Origin of the sequence: Staphylococcus borealis, from assembly GCF_001224225.1 — a bacterium.
GTDB lineage: Bacteria > Bacillota > Bacilli > Staphylococcales > Staphylococcaceae > Staphylococcus > Staphylococcus borealis.
Window position 1 is genome coordinate 25125 of the sequence record NZ_CUEE01000013.1, and the last position, 20269, is coordinate 45393.

Annotated in this window: 18 protein-coding genes and 6 pseudogenes; 1 reads left to right on the forward strand and 23 read right to left on the reverse strand. The window is 30.3% G+C overall.

Going from position 1 to position 20269, the window contains the following annotated elements; translation table 11 throughout:
• Nucleotides 1-14 precede the first annotated feature (14 nt).
• The 23 genes and pseudogenes from AK212_RS13890 to AK212_RS11900 form a co-directional block, all read right to left on the reverse strand.
• Nucleotides 15-866 carry an McrB family protein gene (locus AK212_RS13890; protein WP_231119759.1) on the reverse strand — a complete coding sequence of 284 codons (852 nt, stop codon included), beginning with the start codon at nucleotides 864-866 and terminating at the stop codon, nucleotides 15-17.
• 212 nt (nucleotides 867-1078) lie between these two features.
• Nucleotides 1079-1783, reverse strand: coding sequence for an MrcB family domain-containing protein (locus AK212_RS13895; protein ID WP_154392031.1), 705 nt, complete (start codon nucleotides 1781-1783; stop codon nucleotides 1079-1081).
• Between the two features lie 267 nt (nucleotides 1784-2050).
• Nucleotides 2051-2272, reverse strand: a complete 222-nt coding sequence (locus AK212_RS11815) for a hypothetical protein (protein ID WP_053031267.1) — start codon at nucleotides 2270-2272, stop codon at nucleotides 2051-2053.
• Nucleotides 2273-2285: 13 nt separating this feature from the next.
• Nucleotides 2286-2789 carry a DUF1643 domain-containing protein gene (locus tag AK212_RS11820; RefSeq protein ID WP_053031269.1) on the reverse strand — a complete coding sequence of 168 codons (504 nt, stop codon included), beginning with the start codon at nucleotides 2787-2789 and terminating at the stop codon, nucleotides 2286-2288.
• A 14-nt stretch (nucleotides 2790-2803) separates the two neighbouring features.
• The gene (locus AK212_RS11825) at nucleotides 2804-3115 is read right to left on the reverse strand and encodes a DUF960 family protein (RefSeq protein WP_053031271.1); all 312 of its coding nucleotides are present in this window, start codon (nucleotides 3113-3115) and stop codon (nucleotides 2804-2806) included.
• A gap of 93 nt (nucleotides 3116-3208) precedes the next feature.
• Entirely contained in the window at nucleotides 3209-3547 is a 339-nt protein-coding gene (locus tag AK212_RS11830) for an SAUGI family uracil-DNA glycosylase inhibitor (RefSeq protein WP_053031273.1), read from the reverse strand.
• Nucleotides 3548-3836: 289 nt separating this feature from the next.
• Nucleotides 3837-5153 (reverse strand): ISL3 family transposase, encoded by a 1317-nt coding sequence (locus AK212_RS11835; RefSeq protein WP_053031275.1) that lies wholly within the window; start codon nucleotides 5151-5153, stop codon nucleotides 3837-3839.
• A gap of 134 nt (nucleotides 5154-5287) precedes the next feature.
• Nucleotides 5288-5479, reverse strand: a pseudogene (locus AK212_RS13900) (cassette chromosome recombinase CcrC); the annotation flags it as partial.
• A gap of 97 nt (nucleotides 5480-5576) precedes the next feature.
• The gene (locus AK212_RS11840; RefSeq protein ID WP_053031277.1) at nucleotides 5577-6122 is read right to left on the reverse strand and encodes a hypothetical protein; all 546 of its coding nucleotides are present in this window, start codon (nucleotides 6120-6122) and stop codon (nucleotides 5577-5579) included.
• A gap of 438 nt (nucleotides 6123-6560) precedes the next feature.
• Nucleotides 6561-6692: pseudogene (locus AK212_RS13480) on the reverse strand (SAUGI family uracil-DNA glycosylase inhibitor); the annotation flags it as partial.
• A gap of 107 nt (nucleotides 6693-6799) precedes the next feature.
• A complete protein-coding gene (gene ccrC, locus AK212_RS11845; RefSeq protein WP_053031279.1) occupies nucleotides 6800-8476 on the reverse strand; it encodes a cassette chromosome recombinase CcrC in 1677 nt (558 codons plus the stop codon).
• A gap of 226 nt (nucleotides 8477-8702) precedes the next feature.
• Nucleotides 8703-10346: pseudogene (locus AK212_RS11850) on the reverse strand (DUF5906 domain-containing protein).
• Nucleotides 10346-10714 (reverse strand): hypothetical protein, encoded by a 369-nt coding sequence (locus AK212_RS11855; RefSeq protein ID WP_031869694.1) that lies wholly within the window; start codon nucleotides 10712-10714, stop codon nucleotides 10346-10348. Before AK212_RS11855 ends, AK212_RS11850 begins: the two are co-directional and overlap by 1 nt.
• The gene (locus AK212_RS11860) at nucleotides 10707-11807 is read right to left on the reverse strand and encodes a DNA polymerase (protein WP_053031281.1); all 1101 of its coding nucleotides are present in this window, start codon (nucleotides 11805-11807) and stop codon (nucleotides 10707-10709) included. The genes AK212_RS11855 and AK212_RS11860 overlap by 8 nt, the downstream gene beginning before the upstream one ends.
• A 226-nt stretch (nucleotides 11808-12033) precedes the next feature.
• Nucleotides 12034-13509: a DUF6038 family protein gene (locus AK212_RS11865; RefSeq protein WP_031797406.1), complete on the reverse strand. Its 1476-nt coding sequence runs from the start codon at nucleotides 13507-13509 to the stop codon at nucleotides 12034-12036.
• 107 nt (nucleotides 13510-13616) lie between these two features.
• A pseudogene (locus AK212_RS14025) lies at nucleotides 13617-14052 on the reverse strand (LEM-3-like GIY-YIG domain-containing protein); the annotation flags it as partial.
• Nucleotides 14050-14364 (reverse strand): annotated as a pseudogene (locus tag AK212_RS14030) (helix-turn-helix domain-containing protein); the annotation flags it as partial. The pseudogenes AK212_RS14030 and AK212_RS14025, both read right to left, overlap by 3 nt.
• 134 nt (nucleotides 14365-14498) lie before the next feature.
• Nucleotides 14499-14849, reverse strand: a complete 351-nt coding sequence (locus AK212_RS11875; RefSeq protein WP_031797404.1) for a PTS glucitol/sorbitol transporter subunit IIA — start codon at nucleotides 14847-14849, stop codon at nucleotides 14499-14501.
• A 17-nt stretch (nucleotides 14850-14866) separates the two neighbouring features.
• Nucleotides 14867-15880: a PTS glucitol/sorbitol transporter subunit IIB gene (gene srlE, locus AK212_RS11880; RefSeq protein WP_031797403.1), complete on the reverse strand. Its 1014-nt coding sequence runs from the start codon at nucleotides 15878-15880 to the stop codon at nucleotides 14867-14869.
• 10 nt (nucleotides 15881-15890) lie between these two features.
• Complete coding sequence (srlA, locus tag AK212_RS11885; RefSeq protein ID WP_031797402.1) at nucleotides 15891-16442, reverse strand: PTS glucitol/sorbitol transporter subunit IIC; 552 nt, start codon at nucleotides 16440-16442, stop codon at nucleotides 15891-15893.
• The gene (locus AK212_RS11890) at nucleotides 16430-16900 is read right to left on the reverse strand and encodes a transcriptional regulator GutM (RefSeq protein WP_031797401.1); all 471 of its coding nucleotides are present in this window, start codon (nucleotides 16898-16900) and stop codon (nucleotides 16430-16432) included. Before AK212_RS11890 ends, srlA begins: the two co-directional genes overlap by 13 nt.
• Nucleotides 16901-16902: 2 nt before the next feature.
• Complete coding sequence (locus AK212_RS11895; protein ID WP_031797400.1) at nucleotides 16903-18786, reverse strand: BglG family transcription antiterminator; 1884 nt, start codon at nucleotides 18784-18786, stop codon at nucleotides 16903-16905.
• Nucleotides 18787-18813: 27 nt separating this feature from the next.
• Entirely contained in the window at nucleotides 18814-19611 is a 798-nt protein-coding gene (locus AK212_RS11900) for an SDR family oxidoreductase (RefSeq protein ID WP_031797399.1), read from the reverse strand.
• A gap of 428 nt (nucleotides 19612-20039) precedes the next feature.
• Between AK212_RS11900 and AK212_RS13235 the strand changes: the two are divergent.
• Nucleotides 20040-20269 (forward strand): annotated as a pseudogene (locus AK212_RS13235) (IS6 family transposase); the annotation flags it as partial.

Here is a 20269-nt window from a genome sequence, read left to right on the forward strand (position 1 = left end):
TTACTATTTAATTCTTAAACACTTGAAATAGCTTCATTGAGTCTTACCATTCGATCAATTGCTTCATCTTTTTTATCACCTAAAGTTTCCAACATTTGCGTATTTTCGTTTGCTTCAATTTTAATAAATCTAAATCTACGTCTCATTGCAAAATCAAAAGTATCTATTGAACGGTCAATATCGTTCATCGTTCCAATAATATAAACATTATTTGGAATATAAAATTTGTCTTCAGATTTCTCCATATTAGTATATTGCGTTTTTACTGATCCTTTTTTTCCTCTATAACTAGGATCTATTGAGAAAAATAATTCTCCAAATATTTTTGAAATTTCTCCTCTATTTATTTCATCTATAACAAATACAAATTTCTTATTTTCAGAATTATTAAGTGAACGTGCGGCCTTACTACAAAATTCTTTAAATATGCCGGATCTTAATTCGAAACCCATTTCCCCAGTTTGAGAAACGGTAGGTCGAATCCCTTCAACAAAATCAGTGTAATCGTAGCTAGGATGAAATTGAACAAATTCAAATTGATCTGAGTCTTCTAATTCTTCTATTGCTGTGCCAATTAGTTCTGAAGCTATTGCTTTACTTAAATAACTCTTTCCTGTTCCTGGAGATCCTCTTAAAATAATATTTTTTGATTTCATTAACTTTTTATTTAAATCTTTTACAAAGTCTTTTTCTCCCATTACATCACTCTCATTTTTATAACTTATATAATCATCATAAAATTGTTTGAAATAATCATTAGGCGAATTGCTAGAAAATAAATTCATATCTTTAAGGTTGTAATTACGTCCTGTTTTTTGGTCTACTTGTTTTAACTCATCCCATATTGTAATACTTACATTAATCATTTTATAATTTTCAAAAGTTGTTCTTATAGTTATCCATTTTTTATGAGAAGATTGATAGCATATATATGGTATTTTTCCACTTCCATTGCCATCTTTTCTTCCATATTGTCCACTATTAAACAGATGAACATGAAAATCATTGTTATCTATGCATATAGAATTATAGTCCTTGATTTTTTTAATTTCTACACTCTCAAGACCTTCTTCTGGTATTACATTACTTTTTTATCACTAATGATATTATTTTGGCTTTGCTTTACAAAGTTTTCAAATAAATTTTTAAATAGTTGGTATTTATTATATTTTGAACTTAATACATATCGATAGAATTGTTCAATATCATTACCGTTTTCTTTATATTTAGTAACTATTTGTTTATAGTCATTCAAAAGTTTTATGATATCTTTTTTTATTGCTATTGAAGATGGCATATCGTTAATGTCGTATTCAAAACCACTGATTGTAGTTTTTTCATAGCTCTTGCCTAATGGAGTAGTGGATTTTAAATCAATACTAATAGGTTCAGTTTCAGGAGAATCTATTAGTTCATAGATTAATCTTGAGATTTTTAATATCTCCTTTTCCTTTAAATTTTTGTTTTTAAAAAATGTAGAGCCTTGATTCAGAGTTAAATATACTTTGTTTCCATCACCACTAAATAAGAAAACAATGTCTATACCTTTTGTAGTTGAGCTTGTTATTTCTTTATTCATCATAGCAACCCAAGGTATAGAAGCAAATTGTCCATTACCGATACTTCCTTTAATTTTAAAATCTTTTAACTCTTCAATTTTTTTTAATTCTTGAACTAAATCATCTCTTACTAATTTTCCAACGGGTGCTTCCGTAAAATTACCTGATTTTTTCTCTTTTAAATATGTATTACCTATTTTTTGAATTATAGATGATAAATTCATTAGTAGTTACTCCTATTCATAAATAAATATTTATTACTAGTTACATTATATTATTATTTATAACAGAATTTTGAAATATATTTAATTTTTAAACTAACAATTAAGTGATGAAAAATTAAAATTATAAATATTTACTAGTAATACATTTAACCTTAAATAATTTTTATATTACTCTCGTATTGAGTAATCACTAAAAAAATAAACTAAAAGAGCATCCCTCACCGCAAAGTGAAGGATGCTCTGTTTTTATTGTAATTAGTATAGTCTTTATTTTGATAGATAATGGTTAATGATTGTCTGTAAATCATTGTTAAGTACCGTTGTTATAGAGTCATCATTCATAAAATCATCATAGATTTTATCAAGTATTTCTTCATCTTCAATCGCTGTGAAATGATGTACTAATCCTTTTACGATCGATATATAAATTTGCGATTCTAAACAATTAGCAACCGTTCGCCAATCTGATTGTTTAGTTTCATGGTTCATAGATAATCCTCCTTTATTTCAATGTCCATTTTTGACGCGCTTTAGGATTAAGCGGATGCATAATTTCATTCGTTGCTGGATTTATGAGCTTTTTTACTTTCTTTTTATGAGGTTTTAACATTTCCATCACTTGTTCAACGCGTTCAACAACAACGGGACGCTTCGCATAAGCTCCATAAGCTAGAATCACTGTGTCACTTTCACTTATCGCTTTCATCAAGTGAATGTTTGTGTGCTCATCGTATGGCTCTTTGATATGTTTAAGATTTTCGGGTGTTTTAATATTCGAAAATAGATTTACAAGATATACAGCACCGTATTGCTCTGAATTGGCTAACTGATTGAGAATGAGAACAGTAGTAAGATCGAGTGATAATACGCCATCTAGATGAGGGTACATGGTGATTACCGTACATGCAGGCTTCTTTTCATCCCACGTCTTTTTGAGTAAGTAGCGGTGTTGTTCATCGTCGCTAAAAATCGCTTCTGTGTATATCGTACTTTTGATTGTATTCATCATCGTCACTCCTTTTAATATTCTTCTGGTAAAAGCATCACATAATAAAAAACGTCTACATCATCTTCACGAATGACGTAGACTTTCTTAGGTAATGTGTTTTGATTTTTTACATAGTTTATATAGTTATATTCCAATTTATATGCGGGTTGTTCTTGTTCATATGTGATTGAGAGTATATTCTCATCTTCTTGTAGTCTAAAAATGTGTAGGTAATCTGTATGAGGTTGATTGTCCCGTTCTTTTACCATATTCCAAAGTAAGATTTGAAGGTCTAGTGGAATACTTTCATTAATTCCTCTTGTGATGTATCGATTGATGTTCATACTATTTTTCTCCATTCTGTTTTTCTTTCATGATCTCAATGACTTCATTGATAACTGTGACAGATAGTTGAGCGACCTTGATCCAATTCATAATTATTGGCCCCCTTTTTGTAACAAGTAGCGTTCATCAATAATAACTTGATGAGTGTCATTCAAAAATATAAAGTCTAAATCAAAATTATCTAAATAACCTATTGCTACTAATTCCTTATCTAGATAACATAAAAAAGGGTAAATGCTGATTTCATGTAATTCATCATTGTAATAGGTAAAAGTATTTAAAATTTTATTTTCAAGTGGACTATTTTTAATATATTTTTCAGGTAATACATCTTCAGCCACCGCATCTACGGTTTCACAAGCCCAAGTTTCTTGATAATTTAATTTAAATCGTTCAGTAATATACGTTTTAAGTTGTTTGCTTAGCGTCATTATAATGACCTCCTTAATTAATAATGTGTACTCCATAAATAAAATATATATTTATAAAATATTTCAAAATTCCTCCACTTTTGTCACTCTAAAAAAGTGGTAAAAGTGATAAATTTTCAATTCTATTTTCATTTGCGACATTTATCACAAAGTTAAATTTAGGCATAAAAAAAGACCCCCAATCTTTTTTCAAAGATTGAGGGATAAGACTTTCATCAATTTTATACCGTATGAGCTTCACTTTTTTAGGCTCTACGTCAAATCGGACTGATGAGTCCAAATATTGAGATTAAGCAACATTAGGTTGTTTAATCTCTTTCTTTGTTGTTGAGGCAAATAGTCGCGAAGTTATAATAATTCGATTACTCAAATTATCATAATTTCTATAACCAAAAGATACCCTTTTAATGAGTTTGATTTTATTATTAATTCCTTCTAACGGACCGTTGGTCAGGTTAGAATATGTCATAGTATTTTCAATGAAAGCTGCTAATCGTCTTAAAGTTCTAATGACTGGGCGTAATTTAGTACACACATCTGAAAGATGAATAGAAAAGAGTTTATGATTAAATTTCTCTATTTGATTTTCTTTTAATAATCTTCTTAGCTCATGAACGTAGTGATATGTATTAAATAATTCTATATCTACACCTAATAAGTAATTTATAATGCCTTTTTCGGTTTTCCACTCTTTAAATAAATGGACTTTATGATAATTAAATGCTTCTAGCGTTTCAAAAGGTTTAAGAAATAGTTTCCAATAACTTTTATATTTATTATAAAGCGGTCTATTAGAGATTCTATAACTATTCATTACATGAACTCTAGACATATTTAACGCTCGATTTAAAGATTGAACAATATGAAAACGATCAATAATAATCTTCGCGTTAGGAAATAATTGTTTGATTAGTGACATATATGGTTCATACATATCAATCGTTACTGTTTTGACTTTTTGTCTAAGTTTTAAAGAATAGCGATAAAAATGATCTTTAAGCGATTTTAACTTACGATCCGCTACCACATCTACGATGCGGTGCGATACAGCATCTGCATAAATAAAGCTCATTTTTCCGATAACATTTTTAACACTTTTAAATTCGTCCATCATTAAGTGTTCAGGTAGAGCATCAAAAGAAGACTGACCTACGTCGCTTGCCGCTTGATTAATCACTCTAGACACAGTCATTGATGATACTAAGCATGACTTAGCGATAGATTTTTGAGAGCGGTATTCTTGTGCTTTATCTAAAACTGCAAGTTTTGTTTTATTAGAAATAAAACAATGAGCGTCGACAATATTAGATTTAGCAGTAAAATGACTGTCACATGATTTACAATAAAATCTTTGTTTTTGAAGTTCTAAATAAGCGGGCATTTCCATAATTTTAAGTAAAGTAATCGTTGAGGTTTTCTTACCATTTTTTACTATTGAGAAATTTTCATTTTTAGTTGAACAATTTTCACAATGTGTAGGTTGATAAGTGAGCTCGGCATAGTAAAATAAGCTCATTCGTCCTTTATGTTTTTTCTCAATCACTTCATCTGAAAAATTTAGATTTTTATCTTTAATTCTTAATGTATTTAATATAGACTTACACATAGGCGCATTACCTTTCTTTTTTATTTTGTTTGGTAGCTAATAATTATAGAGGTAATTGCGCCATTTTTGTATTCAAACATAAAAATTGGACTGATGATTTTTAGTCATCAGTCCAATTTATTATAGAGCCCTGTTTTATCTGTAGTAATTTCAACAGAATCAATCAACAACTTCATAAGCTGATTTTTTGCTTCAGGATTTGCTTCTCTTAAATAAACACTAAAACGACTTATTATCAAATTTAGACGACTCTTCAACTTATCAAAGTCTGGTACTTTTGTTTCTTCTAGATTAGATTGTTGAGACGTTTTGATTTGTTCTTCAAGCTAATAAAATCAAGTCGGCATCCATAATATTTTTCATAAAGGGCATTTAGGATGTTTATCATCATTGATATTTTAAATAATTACTTTCCTTATTATTTTATTCTGATTCCTTAAGAGCATCAATGTTTCTTTGTTGTTGCTCCATGTCCATACCTACATCTCCACGTTCTTCTTCATCATCAATATTGTTAACTTCATTATCTGTTACTGGCTCATCATCTTTTTCACTTGCGTTTGGATCTTGATAATATATTTCACGAGAAGTTGGTTGGAACTTTCCTTGTCTGGTTAATTCCCATAATTCTGGTGTCATTTCATCTCTTGTTGCAACACCGTCACCATCTTTATCTGCTTTAGCAATTTCCGCATTTACATCTAGTTCTTTATTTTCCTCTACAGTTTGTTCTTCTATTGTTTGTTCTTGTGCTAATTCAGTTGATTCTTCAACATTCTGTTCTTCATTTTTTTGCTCTTTTTTTGCTTCTTTTTTAGACTCTTTTTCTTTATTTGATTTTACTTCCTCCCCGTTCTTATCTTCTTTACTATTATTAATATCTGTAAAACTCTTATATCCAAATACTCCTGCCGCTAAGATAACTGCTAATAAAGCTACTGATGCTAAGACCATTAATAAATTTTTCATTTTATCTCCCCTTATTATTTTAAATTAGTAACCCCAAACTACGACGATATAATAAATTGCTGCTAGACTTTTTAGAGGTCTACATATCTTCAATCAACCTGATACATATGACTTGCTGTATCTAATCCTACTGCTAATAAAATTACTAATAATATCACTAATGATATAATAAGCAATGCATTTACACTTCGTTTGTTATCATTATATATCAAATTTACAAAACTTCTCTATATTTATTTTGATAATAAAGACTTTTTTAAAATAACTAACTAATAAGAAAGTGTCATAAATTATTTATTTTCATTTCCTTTAATGATTTGATTGTCCATGCTTTTCTGGCAAAGAGATTCAACGGGTGCATCATCTCATTTGTTTGAGGATTTGTCAGTATACTAACCTTTTTATTGCTTGTTTCTAACATATCCAATACTTCTTTGACCCGAGTCTTACATATTGATCAGGTATGATATTATCAGCAACTTCATCAATTGCTTCACAGTCCCACACCTCGTCTTTGGGTAATTTGAATAGATTCGTAATATAGTTTTTGACTTGTTGTTCCAATGTCATAATTATGACCTCCTAGTGTATTTGATTGATGCACACATTTATCACATCATTTTTATAATATATATCTGATATTCAGTTCATTTCCCTCACTTCTATCACTAATATGATTAAGTGGTAAAAGTGGTAATTTGGTCGATGAAATAATAATTTTGACCATATATTTCAAATTGGAATTTGGGCATAAAAAAAGACCCCCAATCTTTTTTCAAAGATTGAGGGATAAGACTTTCATCAATTTTATACCTTACAAGTTTTACTTGTTTATCTGTCGTAATTTCAATTGAATCAATTAACATTTTCATAAGTTGATTTTTAGCTTCGGGTGTAGCCTTTCTTAAGTACACACTGAATCGTGTTATCATCAAAATGAGTCGTGCTTTTAACTTATCAAAATTGGGTATATCATCCTGTGATTGATTTGCTTGTTTTGCTTCTTTAATTTGTTGGTCTAATACTTCTAACTGTTGATTCATTTCACTTTGTTTAGCTTTTAACATTTCGCTATCCATTTCATCATCTAAGAACAATTCCAATAATCGTTCTTGTTGTGTTTTAACTTTTGCTTTTTGTTTTTCTAAACTATCAATATCATATTTTATTTCTGTTTGTTTACTATGCTTTTGTTTCAGTTCTTCTATCACACTTGACGCAATCTGCTTAATAACATTAGGTTGTGAAAGAATACGATTCAAATGAACATTGATTACGCGTTCGACGACTTCAGCATTAATCGCATTACTATGACAGGCAGAACTTCCTGAGCGGTTGAATAATGAACAAATGTAATAGCGTTTGATTGTCCGTTCTTTGGACTTTTTCGTTTTATAATACGTCCGTCGACATACCATATTATTTCCGCATTCTGGGCATTTAATAAGGCCACGTAAGTAGAAATCTCCACCAATAGGTCGACCCGGTTTAAAACTTTTAGAAGCTAGTTTCTCATGAACTTGATCAAATACATCTTCACTTATAATGGCTTCATGTTTACCTTTGACCAATATCACATCATTTTTATCACTTTTACCACTTCTTCGCTGAACAGCCCAATTTTGATGGTTATTGAATCTGACATAGCCTTTATAGACTGGATTATTCAAAATATATTTCACGCCAAACACTGAAAATGGTTTTTGATTAATGGTGCGATATCCTTTTTGATTTAGAATTGTCGTGATTGCTTTAAGTCCTTTATTGTGATTCAAATATAAATCAAAGATTTCCCGTACAATATGAGCTTCATTTTCATCAATAACTAAATCATTTTTCTGTGTCAATGGATTAAGTGATAATTTGTAGCCTAAAACACGACCTGTGATTGCCTCTCCACTCCTTGCCTTAGCATTCATAGAAAGTTTCACATTGGAAATCAAAGTCTGGCGTTCTATAGATCCTATTAGCCCAAACATTGTAACGAGTACTTCTCCAGAAGCATTGGATGTATCAATATTCTCAGAAATCGATTTATACCCTACGCCATGTTCTTTGAATTCATGAATAATATTGAACACGTCTCTCATTGAGCGAGAAATACGATTCAATTTCCAACTTAATACCATTTCGATTTTATTATCCTTAACATCTTGTAATAGACGTTTCATTGCCGGACGACCTTCAATATTTTTACCTGAAATGCCTGAGTCAGTATATGTCTCATAGTCATAACCTGGGAAATTTTTCACAACTTCTTTGATGAGTACTTGTTCCTGCTCTTTTTCAGAATAACCATGTTCTGACTGCTCAGACGTACTAACACGTGAATAAAGTGCAATTTTACCCTTCATATCATACCGTTCTCCTTTTATTAGATTATTGCTACAGACTATCGGTCTTATAACAACATATAGATAATATATATTTATAATTTCGTTTCATTTTTATCACTTTTACCACTTAATCATATGAGTACTACAGGCAACTGCCTGTAGTACGTAATTAGATTACTTACCTTTATTGATACGTTCTTCTATGATAGGCACAAGCACTTCTACAAATGCTTCGATTTGTTCATTATTCATCGTCAAAGTCCTCCCAATCAAAGTCCAAATTTTCTTCATCTAATGCCTCATCGTCTGTTATATTTTCATTTTTATCAAATGAAATAATATTATCTTTTTCTGAAATATCATGAATCTCTTTTTTATCGGCTTCTTTCCAACCTAAATCAATCCAATAATCGTAGCCATTGTATAATTTGGTTTGAGTATCAAAGTTTGCTTGAATTAACTTTTTAATAACCTGAGAACTCACCTTTATTTCTTCATTAATAACTTTATTTAACTCGGATACTTTGATTCGTGATCCTGGTTTGATTTCTATAAGTTTTCTGAGTAAATTAATACTCGCTTTCTGATGTGCAGTATTTGCTGATTTACTAGAAACAAATTCATATCCAAAATTTAACCAATCATGAGAAATTTAAGTAACACGATCATTTTGGAGGTACTCGATATCATTTTTTACAATTTGCTTATACACATACATCAAGTAAAGAAAGATTTCTTTCTTTTCATCCTGTAACTTTTCAATTAAGTCGGGGTCAGCTTTTTCAACATAATATTCACATGGAATAACAGCAATTCTACGCTCTAATGCTTTTGCGTGCTCAGATGGAAAGTTTAGTACAGCATTAGTATTAAAAATCAGTTTTAAATCTAATGTGACTTCTACTTGTGTCTGTCCCTTTCTATCAACATGGATAGGTTCAACTGAAAGTAACTTCTTAAAGTCATTTACTACCTTCTCATTGATTCTTGCCTCACCAATTTCATCACTTGCCATTAATCGTTTCCCAATTAAGCTTTCTTTATCAAAGCGTCCACCAAGTTCGTTTAGCGTTTTTGATATAACGTCATTTTGATGAAAGAATGATTTCAACAACTTTATATATACTGATTTTCCATTATTAGCAGCGCCATAGAGAATCAAACCTCTTCGTAGTTTGGTATTAGCAGTAAGCAGTATTGCTGTATGCTGTATCAGAAAGTGCTTTAAATCGGTATCAAAGTTAGCAAGCTCTAGCATGTATTTACTGAAGTGGTCAGGTATATTTTCATTTATAACATCACCTTTATCTATTTCTATATTCAAGCGTGTTTTAGGGAATATATCTATACAGTTTTTAACAACTTCAAATGTATTTAGATTAAACATGCTAGGACCGCAACCAATATACTGCTTATCCTCAATAAGCTCTTCTACATCTGTTGATTTTTGTAAGCCATTCACTATGTTTGTCAGAGTACTTAGTGAAGGTTTATAATCTATTAACAACACTTGTATCATTTTAGATATCAACCCTTGTAATTCATCTTCATTTACCTTTTGCCAACCTATATCTTTGAAAATAAACAACTCTGAATCAAAACGCTTGATATGAAAAATACTTATCATCATTTCCACTAATATTGTGTCATTTGGCTTTTTTTGAATGCCAAAATAACTGTATATGTTAGGTCTATAGTCGACATCTTTAGGAATGTTAAGCTGTAGCTTATCGATAAGCTCGTTATACATCGTTATAGCTTGTTCAGACTTGTCTATTTCATCATCATTTCCAACACTAATGGTTAGGATAGCAATCAGACCTTGACGGTCGATTGCCTCCTTAGCCACACTTAATAGCTTAGATAACATTTGTAATATATGATTCATTATAATAATCCTCCATCTTCATTTAATGATGCTACATCTTGTACATAGTAATTACCGTTAAAGCAACCTACATGGATTAAATGCTTTCTATCAATGTAAGGGTCATAATTCTCATGAGTGGAGCTATAATTACTGTGACGTTTAAGCCAATCATTGATTGACAACTGCTTAGCTGTCTTTTGTGTTGAGATATTACGATTCACATATACGATCTGATTATTCACTTCAATTTCATATGTGAATTGATGTTTCACATCACCTGAGAAATTTGTTTCTCTCACAGAATATAACGTAGCTACATATATATAATTTTCTTTGAGTGATGTACTACTTGGTATTTGTAAACTTTGTCCTCTATCATTATTCATGGCCCTCACCTCCCAGTTCTTCCACTGTCACATGTGCAAATTCATCATTGAACAACTGGTTAGCTGTACTTTTCATTAGCTGAGCAACATCACGTGCAGTTACTTTATCATCACATTCAATCATAATCGCATCGTGTATCGGCACTATAATCTTGAACGTCTTTTGTTCGCACTGTGCTTTGTACACTTCCAACAAAATGTGCTTGAAAATATAGCTCGCTACCGTTTGTACGTAAATTGCCATAATACTACTACCTTGAAATGCGCTCATATCATGTTCAATGCCGTAGGGCATCGGCATGGTTTTATGCTCTTCGATTTGTTTCTTAAGTTCAATGACTTTTGTAAATTGGCTGACCGCATCCAACCATTGCACTTCACTTACATATTGTTTCAACTTGAATTTAGGGCTATCGAAGTTGCCGCCAAATAGAAACGAACCAATAAATGCACGTTTAACAAATACTCGTAGCTCATATGATAAGCCTAATTCACTTAGCAATGCGTCATACAGTCCGTCTTTCTGATTTAAAAAGTCAATCAGTTTTGAATCTTGAGTCATGTACGCAACAACCGAAGGTTCAAATGAGTTGAAATCGATTGTATACACCTTCTTAAATTTTGAAGGTAAAATCGTATGTTGGACTGCTTTAGGTAAGCCTTGAAGATTAAAATTTTTAGTTGTAATTCGATGTGTTCGAGTACCAATCAACGATAATTGCGTATATAATCGATTCGAACCATTTAATGCCTGTTCTAACCTATCAAATAGGTTTTCGATCTTATCAGAATGTTCATCAGTCTTAGCTCTTTCAAGCATTGTTGCTTTGATATCGGGTAATTTATCGATATTAAGTTTAATGGATTCTGATTCAATCTCTTCCTTTAATGCTTCCAATCCTTGATGTACTTCCACGTATTGATCTAATTTAGCTTGTTCACCAGCTAAAAGTGCATTATATTTTTGATCTAACTGTTGGCTGAATTGTTGCTGCAATTGTTGAATGTCATCTTGGTTAGATGACTTGTCCATTAACCATTGCTGTGTTTTGTCACTTTGAGTCAATGACATCAGTTTGTCTCTTGTCTCCATATAAATCTGCTCCTTTATAGCAGAAAGTTGCGCGCTAACTTTTGCTTTAATTTTTTATTTGTCTTGGCCTCGACAATGTATAATTTATCAATATTATCCTAAGATGTAATTGAGTTATTAAAAAATCACCAAAAAAAATAAACCCAACAAACATTGATATAACAAGGTTTGTTGGGTTTATTTTTTTATTTAAATTTATTCTTATGTTTAACTCTAAAAAACAATCTTAATCTTTTTTAGAACCAAATCTACGATTTTTAATTGCTTTTTTAAAGTCTTCTACGAAAGGTCCTACCATGAAATTATCAAAGCTGTAGCCAGACTCTTCTACCTTTGACAGTGTATTCAATGCCTGGGTTACAAAGTAGCTTCCTTGTTCTGTTATTTCGTTTCTCACTACCATTTGGGCATTTGAATAGTTTAACTTCACTTTCTCGTTACTTATATATCTGTCAATTTTAATAATTGCATTATGTACATCTTCAATAGCATATCTTACGTAATCACTATTTATCTTATTAAAATATTTCGGATTAATGCTATATTTCATTAATTCACTTTCTAACCTCTCTAAATCAAACTTAGCTTGTAAAAAGAAATCTAAATAGCTCGGCTGTTTATTTGCACTCTTTATATTAGCTTCGATAATTTTTATTTTCTTAATAATATTACTTTGATTCATTGTATGTAACCTATTCTTTTTGTAATATAAAATTCCAAAATTTTGAGAGCTACGTCTTAATGTACTATTATTCCAAAATTGTTGATTTTTATAAAATTCTGCTACGTCCCACTTTCTATTATTTTTAACTAATTCATGATCAATCAACTTAGATATACTTTTAATGGAATCTTTATGAATATTTTTTCTCAATTTGTTTTTCTTCTCTAAACTTTCGATAAAATTACTATCAGCTCTTTGTGAACGTTTTAGCATATCTGCAATTAACCAATCAAGCTCAGTATACTCTGTTTCCTCATAGTCCCATACATCTTTAATTAAGCTATCTAATGGCATTTCATTTTTCTCGTATAATAGGTGGTTTAATTCGTAATCCTTTTTGGGATACTTACCTTCTTTTATTGCATTTGTGTATTCTTCTAATTCATTATTTTCTTTTATTTGGGTGTTTCTATGTTCTTTTGCCATAAATTGAAAAATCGTTTCATCTATAGATTTTAATACTTCATTTTGTAGCTCAATTCTTTTATGTATGGACAAAGGTGTCATATATTGGTATAATTCTTGTTCCTTTTTATTAATTGATTCACCAATGCTTAACCATACTTTAGTATTTTGATATACGTCTTTCGTATGTATGTCTGCAATTAATCTTTTGTATTTAATTTCATTGATAGATTTCATTAACTGATAAGTATATTCCATGTAACTAGATGAATTTATATTTTCAATCATCTCTTTTTTAGATTTTCCGTTTTGTTTAAAAGCTTTGGAATTTATATCCACTGGGTAATAGTCAATACTTTTTAGTAACACCTTTATTAATTCTTTTGCGACGCCATTAAATGTATATTGATTATTTTTATCTTGGCCTTTGTAATTGTGAAAAATTTTCATATCAATTTTAAAAAGCTTAGCAATAGTTTCCATTTTTTTATTAAACTTATGCGGAGTAAGTCCTAATTCTAATCGAATATCCTCTTTTGAGTATAGTTTTTTTACAATATCATTTGATGGCATAGCATTCTCTCCTTTAATTAACATCTAATTCTTTTAAGTTTTTCACTTATATATACGAGTATAAAATTTTCAAAGGCTAATTCAAGGAATTGGATGTTTTTATTCATTTAATCAACTTTCATTGTCCCATTATTTATATATGCTGTAGCGCTACCACTACCAAATCTTAAATCTGGTAGTGCTTTTTTGTATAAATTCAATTTTTTTAGAGTAGCATCTCTTTCTGAAAGCCCAATAAACGCATACCTCATTCTACCATTATTTGTTTCGATACTTTCCGCTTGTTCAAATGATACTTCATAAGCTGAGACAACTGCATTATTAGCACCTGTATTGATACCAATAATATATTTTATGTATTTTATCTTTTCCTATTATCCAATTACCTAATATTCGCGACTTCAAGTTATTTCTATCACGTTTACTTTCATTAATAGGATACTCTTTACTTTCATCCTTATCTAATAGAAATACATCTCTGATTTTGACTGCTAAAATTAATTCATTCGTATTTATGTTTTCAAGATTAATTGAATCGTAGCCAATAATGGTGTCAGGTGTCCAGCCATCGGCTACTTTTTCTCGAATATAAGCTGACTTATTTTCTGGAAGTACTATTCTATGTCTGCCACAATTTGATTTTCTTTGCCTATACTCTTGGTAATATTCCACTGCAGTTATACCTGTCTTAAGTGCATTTATTACGTTATAAATTGTCTGTCTTGATCGTTTCAATCTCTTTGCGATTTCGTTTACCGAAAGATTTTGATGATAATATGATTCTATGAACGTGAGTTCATCCGTGTTAACCTCTTTTATTTGAATAAATATAGAAAAACTTGATACAATATACATCCAAAATATAGTTTGCGCTAATTTTATCATATGTTTTAAAAAAAGCTGAATATAATTATAAAGTACAGTAAAGTTAAAAACCCCCTTAAAAGTTAAATTTAATTCATCTTTTAAGGGGGGATATCTTATAAAAACTATTTAATTTCTATTTTTGTGCCTTCTTCTATATTAGCAAGAGGCTTATCTTCTAAATATAATGTTCCAGATTGTTCAGCTTCTGTACTTCCATCAAACTTCAAAGTAATATGGCCTAAATCATTTAAATTTTTATTAACAGTAGAACCTACTTTTGTAATTTTATATTCGTTATCATCTAGAAACAACATTTGTGATTCAGTTATTTCTCCGTCTATTTCATTTATATCAATTATATAGCAATAATCGACTAACTCATCAGGTGCATTATCACCAAATAATATAACCATCTTTTCAGCTTCGAATGCTGTTGCATCTTTTCCTATACGTTTTATTTCTGTCTTGTACATTATCTATACACTCCTTCTTATTTATATAATCCAAAGCTTGCTAACCATGCTATAAATACACGCGGTACACCGTTTAAGAAACGTGAATACAATACAGATGGCACACCTACTTCTATTGTTTTCGTTTCTGCTTCTGCTAGTCCTAAACCTACTGGTATAAAATCAGCAGCATTTTGAGTATTGATTGCAAATAATGCTGGTAATGCTAAATTTGGTGGTATATTCCCTTTCCCAATTTCTACACCAATTAAGGTTCCTAATACTTGTCCAATTACACCGCCTGGACCTAATAATGGGCTTAAAAATGGTAGTGAGCATATGAATCCAATTATAAGTAGACCCCAAATGTTACCCGCTAATGGCGACATAACCTTAGCAAATAAATCTCCTATTCCAGAGCCTTGGATAATACCGATTAACAATGCTACAAATCCCATAAACGGTAAAATAGTGTGTAACATTGTATCCACCGCATCACGTGCCGCCTGATAAAAAGTATTAATCACTTTACCTGCTGCAAGACCGATTTTCGTTAAGAAGGATTTATTTTCTTGTTCTGCTCTTGTTTCCATGATTTTTTTATCTCTAGTATAAGAAGCAGTTGCATCTTCTTTAGTTTTCTCAGTCAAAGCAGTTAATTCCGCTCTTTCACTGGAATTGCTTTCATCCACTGCACTAACTTGATTTACATCCACATTTGATACATAGATATCTTCTGTAATATGTTGTCTCAATGGCCCACTTTTACCTGTTGCCATAATATTCACAGTAGGAATACCCTTTTGAGGATAAATACCACATCTCAATGTCCCACCGCAATCTATAACAGCAACCATAATTTCATCTTCAGGTACTGATGTTTCGAAACCATTTATAGGTGAGCCTCCAGTAATTTCACATATTTTATCTACTATTTCAGGTCTGTGGCCGCCTGTTACATACATAACTTTATCTTTCTTACCTTCTATTCCAATTTCTAAAGGACCTCCAAAGCCTCCTGAACCTTTAACAATTCTAGCCTTTTTACTCATACGCCTCACCTCATCCTTCTAATTTTACTTTTGTACTTAATTTTACTTTTTGTTGTTTTTCTACATAACTAGTTGTAAAGTCAGTAACCCATCCGCCTATAAAGTTCATTACTAAACCAACAAGTAAATATCTTACTGCTAAATCTGTCATTGGTAATCCTAATTGTTGAACCCCATTAGCGATACCTAAGAATATAAATAATTCCGCTGGATTAATGTGTGGGAATAAGCCGTTGCTTGTATGTGCGAATTGCGCTGCTGATGCAAAATAACTTGGCTTATATTTCTCAGGCATAAATCTTCCTAGAGAGTGAACCATGGGATTGGCTAACATAAATGATCCTAAAAATGGTAATACTAAATATCTTAATAATGGATTTTTAGATGATTTTTGTGCAATTATATTAATTCTTTTTTCACCTATTAATTGAATTAATGTGTTCATCGCAATTAATAACATCAATACTAAAGGTACAATTGTTGTCATCCAGTCTATAAATGTATCTGCACCTGTTTGAAATAGATTGATAAACCCTTCAGCTAACTTAACTATGAAGTCCATGTTGATTTACTCCCTTCTTTTTTAAACATTCTATTTATTTTTTTAACAGCTTTAATCATTGGTGAAGGTATTTTTTCAATTTCTCCTCCAGATTTAATAACATTAAATGTGTGTTGGGCGTCTAAGATAGCTTTTATTAATAATTTATTGTACTTTATTAAATCAGTATCTCTTAATTTATGAATTTTATAACCTTCTAAACCTTTTAATTTCTTGAATTTAGAAAATACTGTGACACCTTGCATATAACGAGCATCTTCTATTTCATTACGCTTATTAATTTGGAGTAGCACTAATGTTCCTGATTTAAAAATAGCTGGTCTTCTCCCTATAGCCACACGTCCATTTTCTCGTAATTCTGTATAATGTTTAGTGAAGTTTTTTATTTGAAGCCAACCTAACAAGTATTGAATTACAAATCCAACAGCTAATATGACAATTAACATGATAAAAAACATAGCTAAACCCTCATTTCATTATTTAGTATATGTGCAAGCGCAATGTAATCCGTATCTTTACATATTTGATTTATAATATAACTATTGGTCGTAATAGCTAAAATTTCTTCATATAACCGGATTAACACCGCTTCATTCACTTCTGCTTCTGGTGTCGCAACGAGCACAACTAGTTTTACCTTTTCACAATCTTGTAGTGGCTGATTAATAATTGCTAATTTCAGCCATATTCCATGAAAAAGGTGACTCGTATGTGGAAATCCTAAACATCCTGTTATCGTTGTTTTATGCTCTTCTCTCTCTAAAATTCTCGAAATAAAAGAATGATCAACTCTATTCTCACTAATCAACTCATTTGATAAACAAGCAATTACTTCTTCATATGTCATACTTTCATCAATATGAAAAACATCTTGTTCAGTTAGAAAATCCACTATAATACTTTGATTAAATAGCTTTTTATTTCTTACGTCTTTGTAAATCATAAATTGTTCGATTTTAAGTTTTAGTGCTTGTTCATCTAAAATGTTGTCTATATAAATAATTCTGTTAAACAATCGATTGATTTTAATAGTTGATACCGTTAAGTCATAATTGTCAATTTGAAAGTGATTTAACTCATTTTCGTTAATTGCATCTATCATTATTTGATTGCCAAATATTTTTTGTAATTGAATTTTCATTAATTTCACACTACTCAAACCTTGATCAGTAATAAATGCGATTGAATGAATTTCTTTAAATTTTTGTTCTAATTGCTGTAAATAAACACTGAAATAAACGGATAAGAATCCGAGTTCATTTAAAGGCACTTTAATGTTGATTTCTTTTTCAATATTAGTCGCTAACACTTTAGACAGTTCATATGCAAATGGATACTTATTCTCAACTTCATCGATAAAATCATTTTGTATACGAATATCGAATATCAGTCTATTGATAAGATATTTAATATGAAGTTGTATATCCGAACTAAACAATTCAACATCGATTTTGATATTGTAATAAAAATCAATATCATCTATCGTTTGTTGAATAATACGATTCAAAATAGATTGATCGTCTTCTGAAATAATTTCATCTAACAATGACGCTCTTCTACCAATAATTTGAAAAACCATTTGCAAAATTTCTAAATCCGGAAATGTTACGGAGTATTGATGACTTAAATATTCTCTAATTTCGCTTAAAGCTATAAAATCTTCAGACTCAAATACGCTTTCATCGATTTGTACTCTTTGTTGTATTTCATAACCATTTTTAATTCTAGACAAAACAACTTTAGTAGCGGTAATGAGACGGTTAAAAGTTGCATTATCTAAATTATATTGTGCTTTCGTATTATTGAGAACTGTGTATATAGCATCCGGCAAGGCGTAAGAACTATATTTTCTATTGAATAGTTCTATCAATACTTTTCTTACTTCCAATTCATTACCTTCTACACGTAAACCAACATTTTGTGTACCTCTAATATTCACTCTATATTCTTCTAATTCATTTTTAATTTCATTTATATAATTATTAACTACACTTTTGCTCAGAAATAAATCTTCTGCTATATCATCTATCGTACAAACTCCGTGGTAAAGCAAATAATGAAATATATTTTCTCTACGTTCCTCTATTTCATCTAAATTATTATAAATTTGAAACTCTAAATCTTTTATTAACTTAAAAAATTTTGTTTCATACGTTACTATCATTGAAAGAGTTTTATTTTGCTTAAATATACTAATAGCGCCTTCAAAATATGTTTGAAGTTGATTAATGTAATTCGTTAAAGTTCTTTGGGAGATAGAAAGTTTATGGGAAAGTTTATCAATTGAGATATTTTGTTTTTTAAGCGTTTCAATAATTAATAAATGCTTTTTATTTAATATCAATACCTTCCCTCCTTTCTCTATTTTAAGTTATCCTCGTGATTTACCACCTGATATATTAATTGTTGTACCAGTGATGTAACTCGATTTGTCCGAACTTAAATAACAAACTAAATCAGCTACTTCTGACAACTTACCAACTCTGCCTAGAGGAATAGATTTTGAATAATCACCATTTAATTTATCTACTGTCGTATTTCTACTATAAGCGAGTGCTTCTTCATATTGTTTAGTTCTTAGACCAGTTTCTTCTAAAATACCTGGTGCTATAGCAACAACTTTAATGTTATGTTTTCCTAATTCTTTAGCCCAACTTCTCGTAAATCCTATTAAAGCTGCTTTTGTAGCAGAATATATACTTTGTCCTTCTGATCCTTCTTGACCAGCTTCACTAGCAACATTCACGATGATACCTTTATTTTGTTTAATAAAATGTCTGCTCACTTCTTGGCTAAATAGAATTGGCCCTTTTAAGTTTACACCGAACATTAAATCTAAATCTTTCATATTAATTTCATACTCTGGTTTTTCACCTTTAACATCAACTAATAATCGAGGTAAGTTAATACCAGCATTATTAATTAATACATCTATACGAGATTGTTTTTCCACAATCGCATTCACTGCCTTTTCAACAGCTTCTTTACTAGTTACATCCGTCTCTATAAAATGATAATCTTTGTTATCAACTGGGTCATCCTTTAGGTCTATATTATAAACAACTGCATCATTTTCTAATAATGAAGTTACAATTTGTCTACCGATACCAGATGTGCCACCTGTTACAATAATTACTTTTCCATTTATTCCTAACCAATTTTCAACCATATCTTTGCCTCCTAATGAATATTGTTCCTTCATTATAAATTCAAACACCTTTATAATTAATTTTGACTTTTATGCACTATTAAGAAATTAAGAAAATAATACATAAAATTCATGGTGTTTTTTATACAGTATTATAATTGATAATAAAGTTTATAATCGCGATTTTTACACTATGAAGTATTATTTTTGGAAAAGATGGCAGAATATTACTAGTCAATCAAATCAAGTCGATGTAGTGAAATAAAATAGCAGGTGTATTCATGTCTGTTTTCTACTTTCTGAAATGCTACTTTAGTGTCAGTTGTTTCTATGTTTTTGCGGATATATTGAATACTGACTTTTTGTTATAACAAAATCATTTAAAAGGTTCTGTTGCAAAGTTGAATTTATAGTATAATTTTAATAAAAAGGAGTCTTTTGTATGAACTATTCTCAGATATAAACAATTCAGTAAAGATGTTATTACTGTAGCCGTTGGCTACTATCTAAGATATGCATTGAGTTATCGTGATATATCTGAAATATTAAGGGGACGTGGTGTAAATGTTCATCATTCAACGGTGTACCGTTGGGTTCAAGAATATGCCCCAATTTTATATCAAATTTGGAAGAAAAAGCATAAAAAAGCTTATTACAAATGGCGTATTGATGAGACGTA

Coding starts and splice junctions, on each gene's coding strand:
- AK212_RS11835 (WP_053031275.1), bottom strand. CDS start 5,153: ATGTGTAAGTCTATATTAAATACATTAAGAATTAAAGATAAAAATCTA.
- AK212_RS13890 (WP_231119759.1), bottom strand. CDS start 866: ATGATTAATGTAAGTATTACAATATGGGATGAGTTAAAACAAGTAGAC.
- ccrC (WP_053031279.1), bottom strand. CDS start 8,476: ATGAAGGGTAAAATTGCACTTTATTCACGTGTTAGTACGTCTGAGCAG.
- srlA (WP_031797402.1), bottom strand. CDS start 16,442: ATGGACTTCATAGTTAAGTTAGCTGAAGGGTTTATCAATCTATTTCAA.
- AK212_RS11875 (WP_031797404.1), bottom strand. CDS start 14,849: ATGTACAAGACAGAAATAAAACGTATAGGAAAAGATGCAACAGCATTC.
- AK212_RS11890 (WP_031797401.1), bottom strand. CDS start 16,900: ATGTTTTTTATCATGTTAATTGTCATATTAGCTGTTGGATTTGTAATT.
- AK212_RS11900 (WP_031797399.1), bottom strand. CDS start 19,611: ATGGTTGAAAATTGGTTAGGAATAAATGGAAAAGTAATTATTGTAACA.
- AK212_RS11840 (WP_053031277.1), bottom strand. CDS start 6,122: ATGAAAAATTTATTAATGGTCTTAGCATCAGTAGCTTTATTAGCAGTT.
- AK212_RS11865 (WP_031797406.1), bottom strand. CDS start 13,509: ATGCCATCAAATGATATTGTAAAAAAACTATACTCAAAAGAGGATATT.
- AK212_RS11855 (WP_031869694.1), bottom strand. CDS start 10,714: ATGAATAATGATAGAGGACAAAGTTTACAAATACCAAGTAGTACATCA.
- AK212_RS11815 (WP_053031267.1), bottom strand. CDS start 2,272: ATGAACCATGAAACTAAACAATCAGATTGGCGAACGGTTGCTAATTGT.
- AK212_RS11820 (WP_053031269.1), bottom strand. CDS start 2,789: ATGAATACAATCAAAAGTACGATATACACAGAAGCGATTTTTAGCGAC.
- srlE (WP_031797403.1), bottom strand. CDS start 15,880: ATGAGTAAAAAGGCTAGAATTGTTAAAGGTTCAGGAGGCTTTGGAGGT.
- AK212_RS13895 (WP_154392031.1), bottom strand. CDS start 1,783: ATGAATTTATCATCTATAATTCAAAAAATAGGTAATACATATTTAAAA.
- AK212_RS11825 (WP_053031271.1), bottom strand. CDS start 3,115: ATGAACATCAATCGATACATCACAAGAGGAATTAATGAAAGTATTCCA.
- AK212_RS11830 (WP_053031273.1), bottom strand. CDS start 3,547: ATGACGCTAAGCAAACAACTTAAAACGTATATTACTGAACGATTTAAA.
- AK212_RS11860 (WP_053031281.1), bottom strand. CDS start 11,807: ATGGAGACAAGAGACAAACTGATGTCATTGACTCAAAGTGACAAAACA.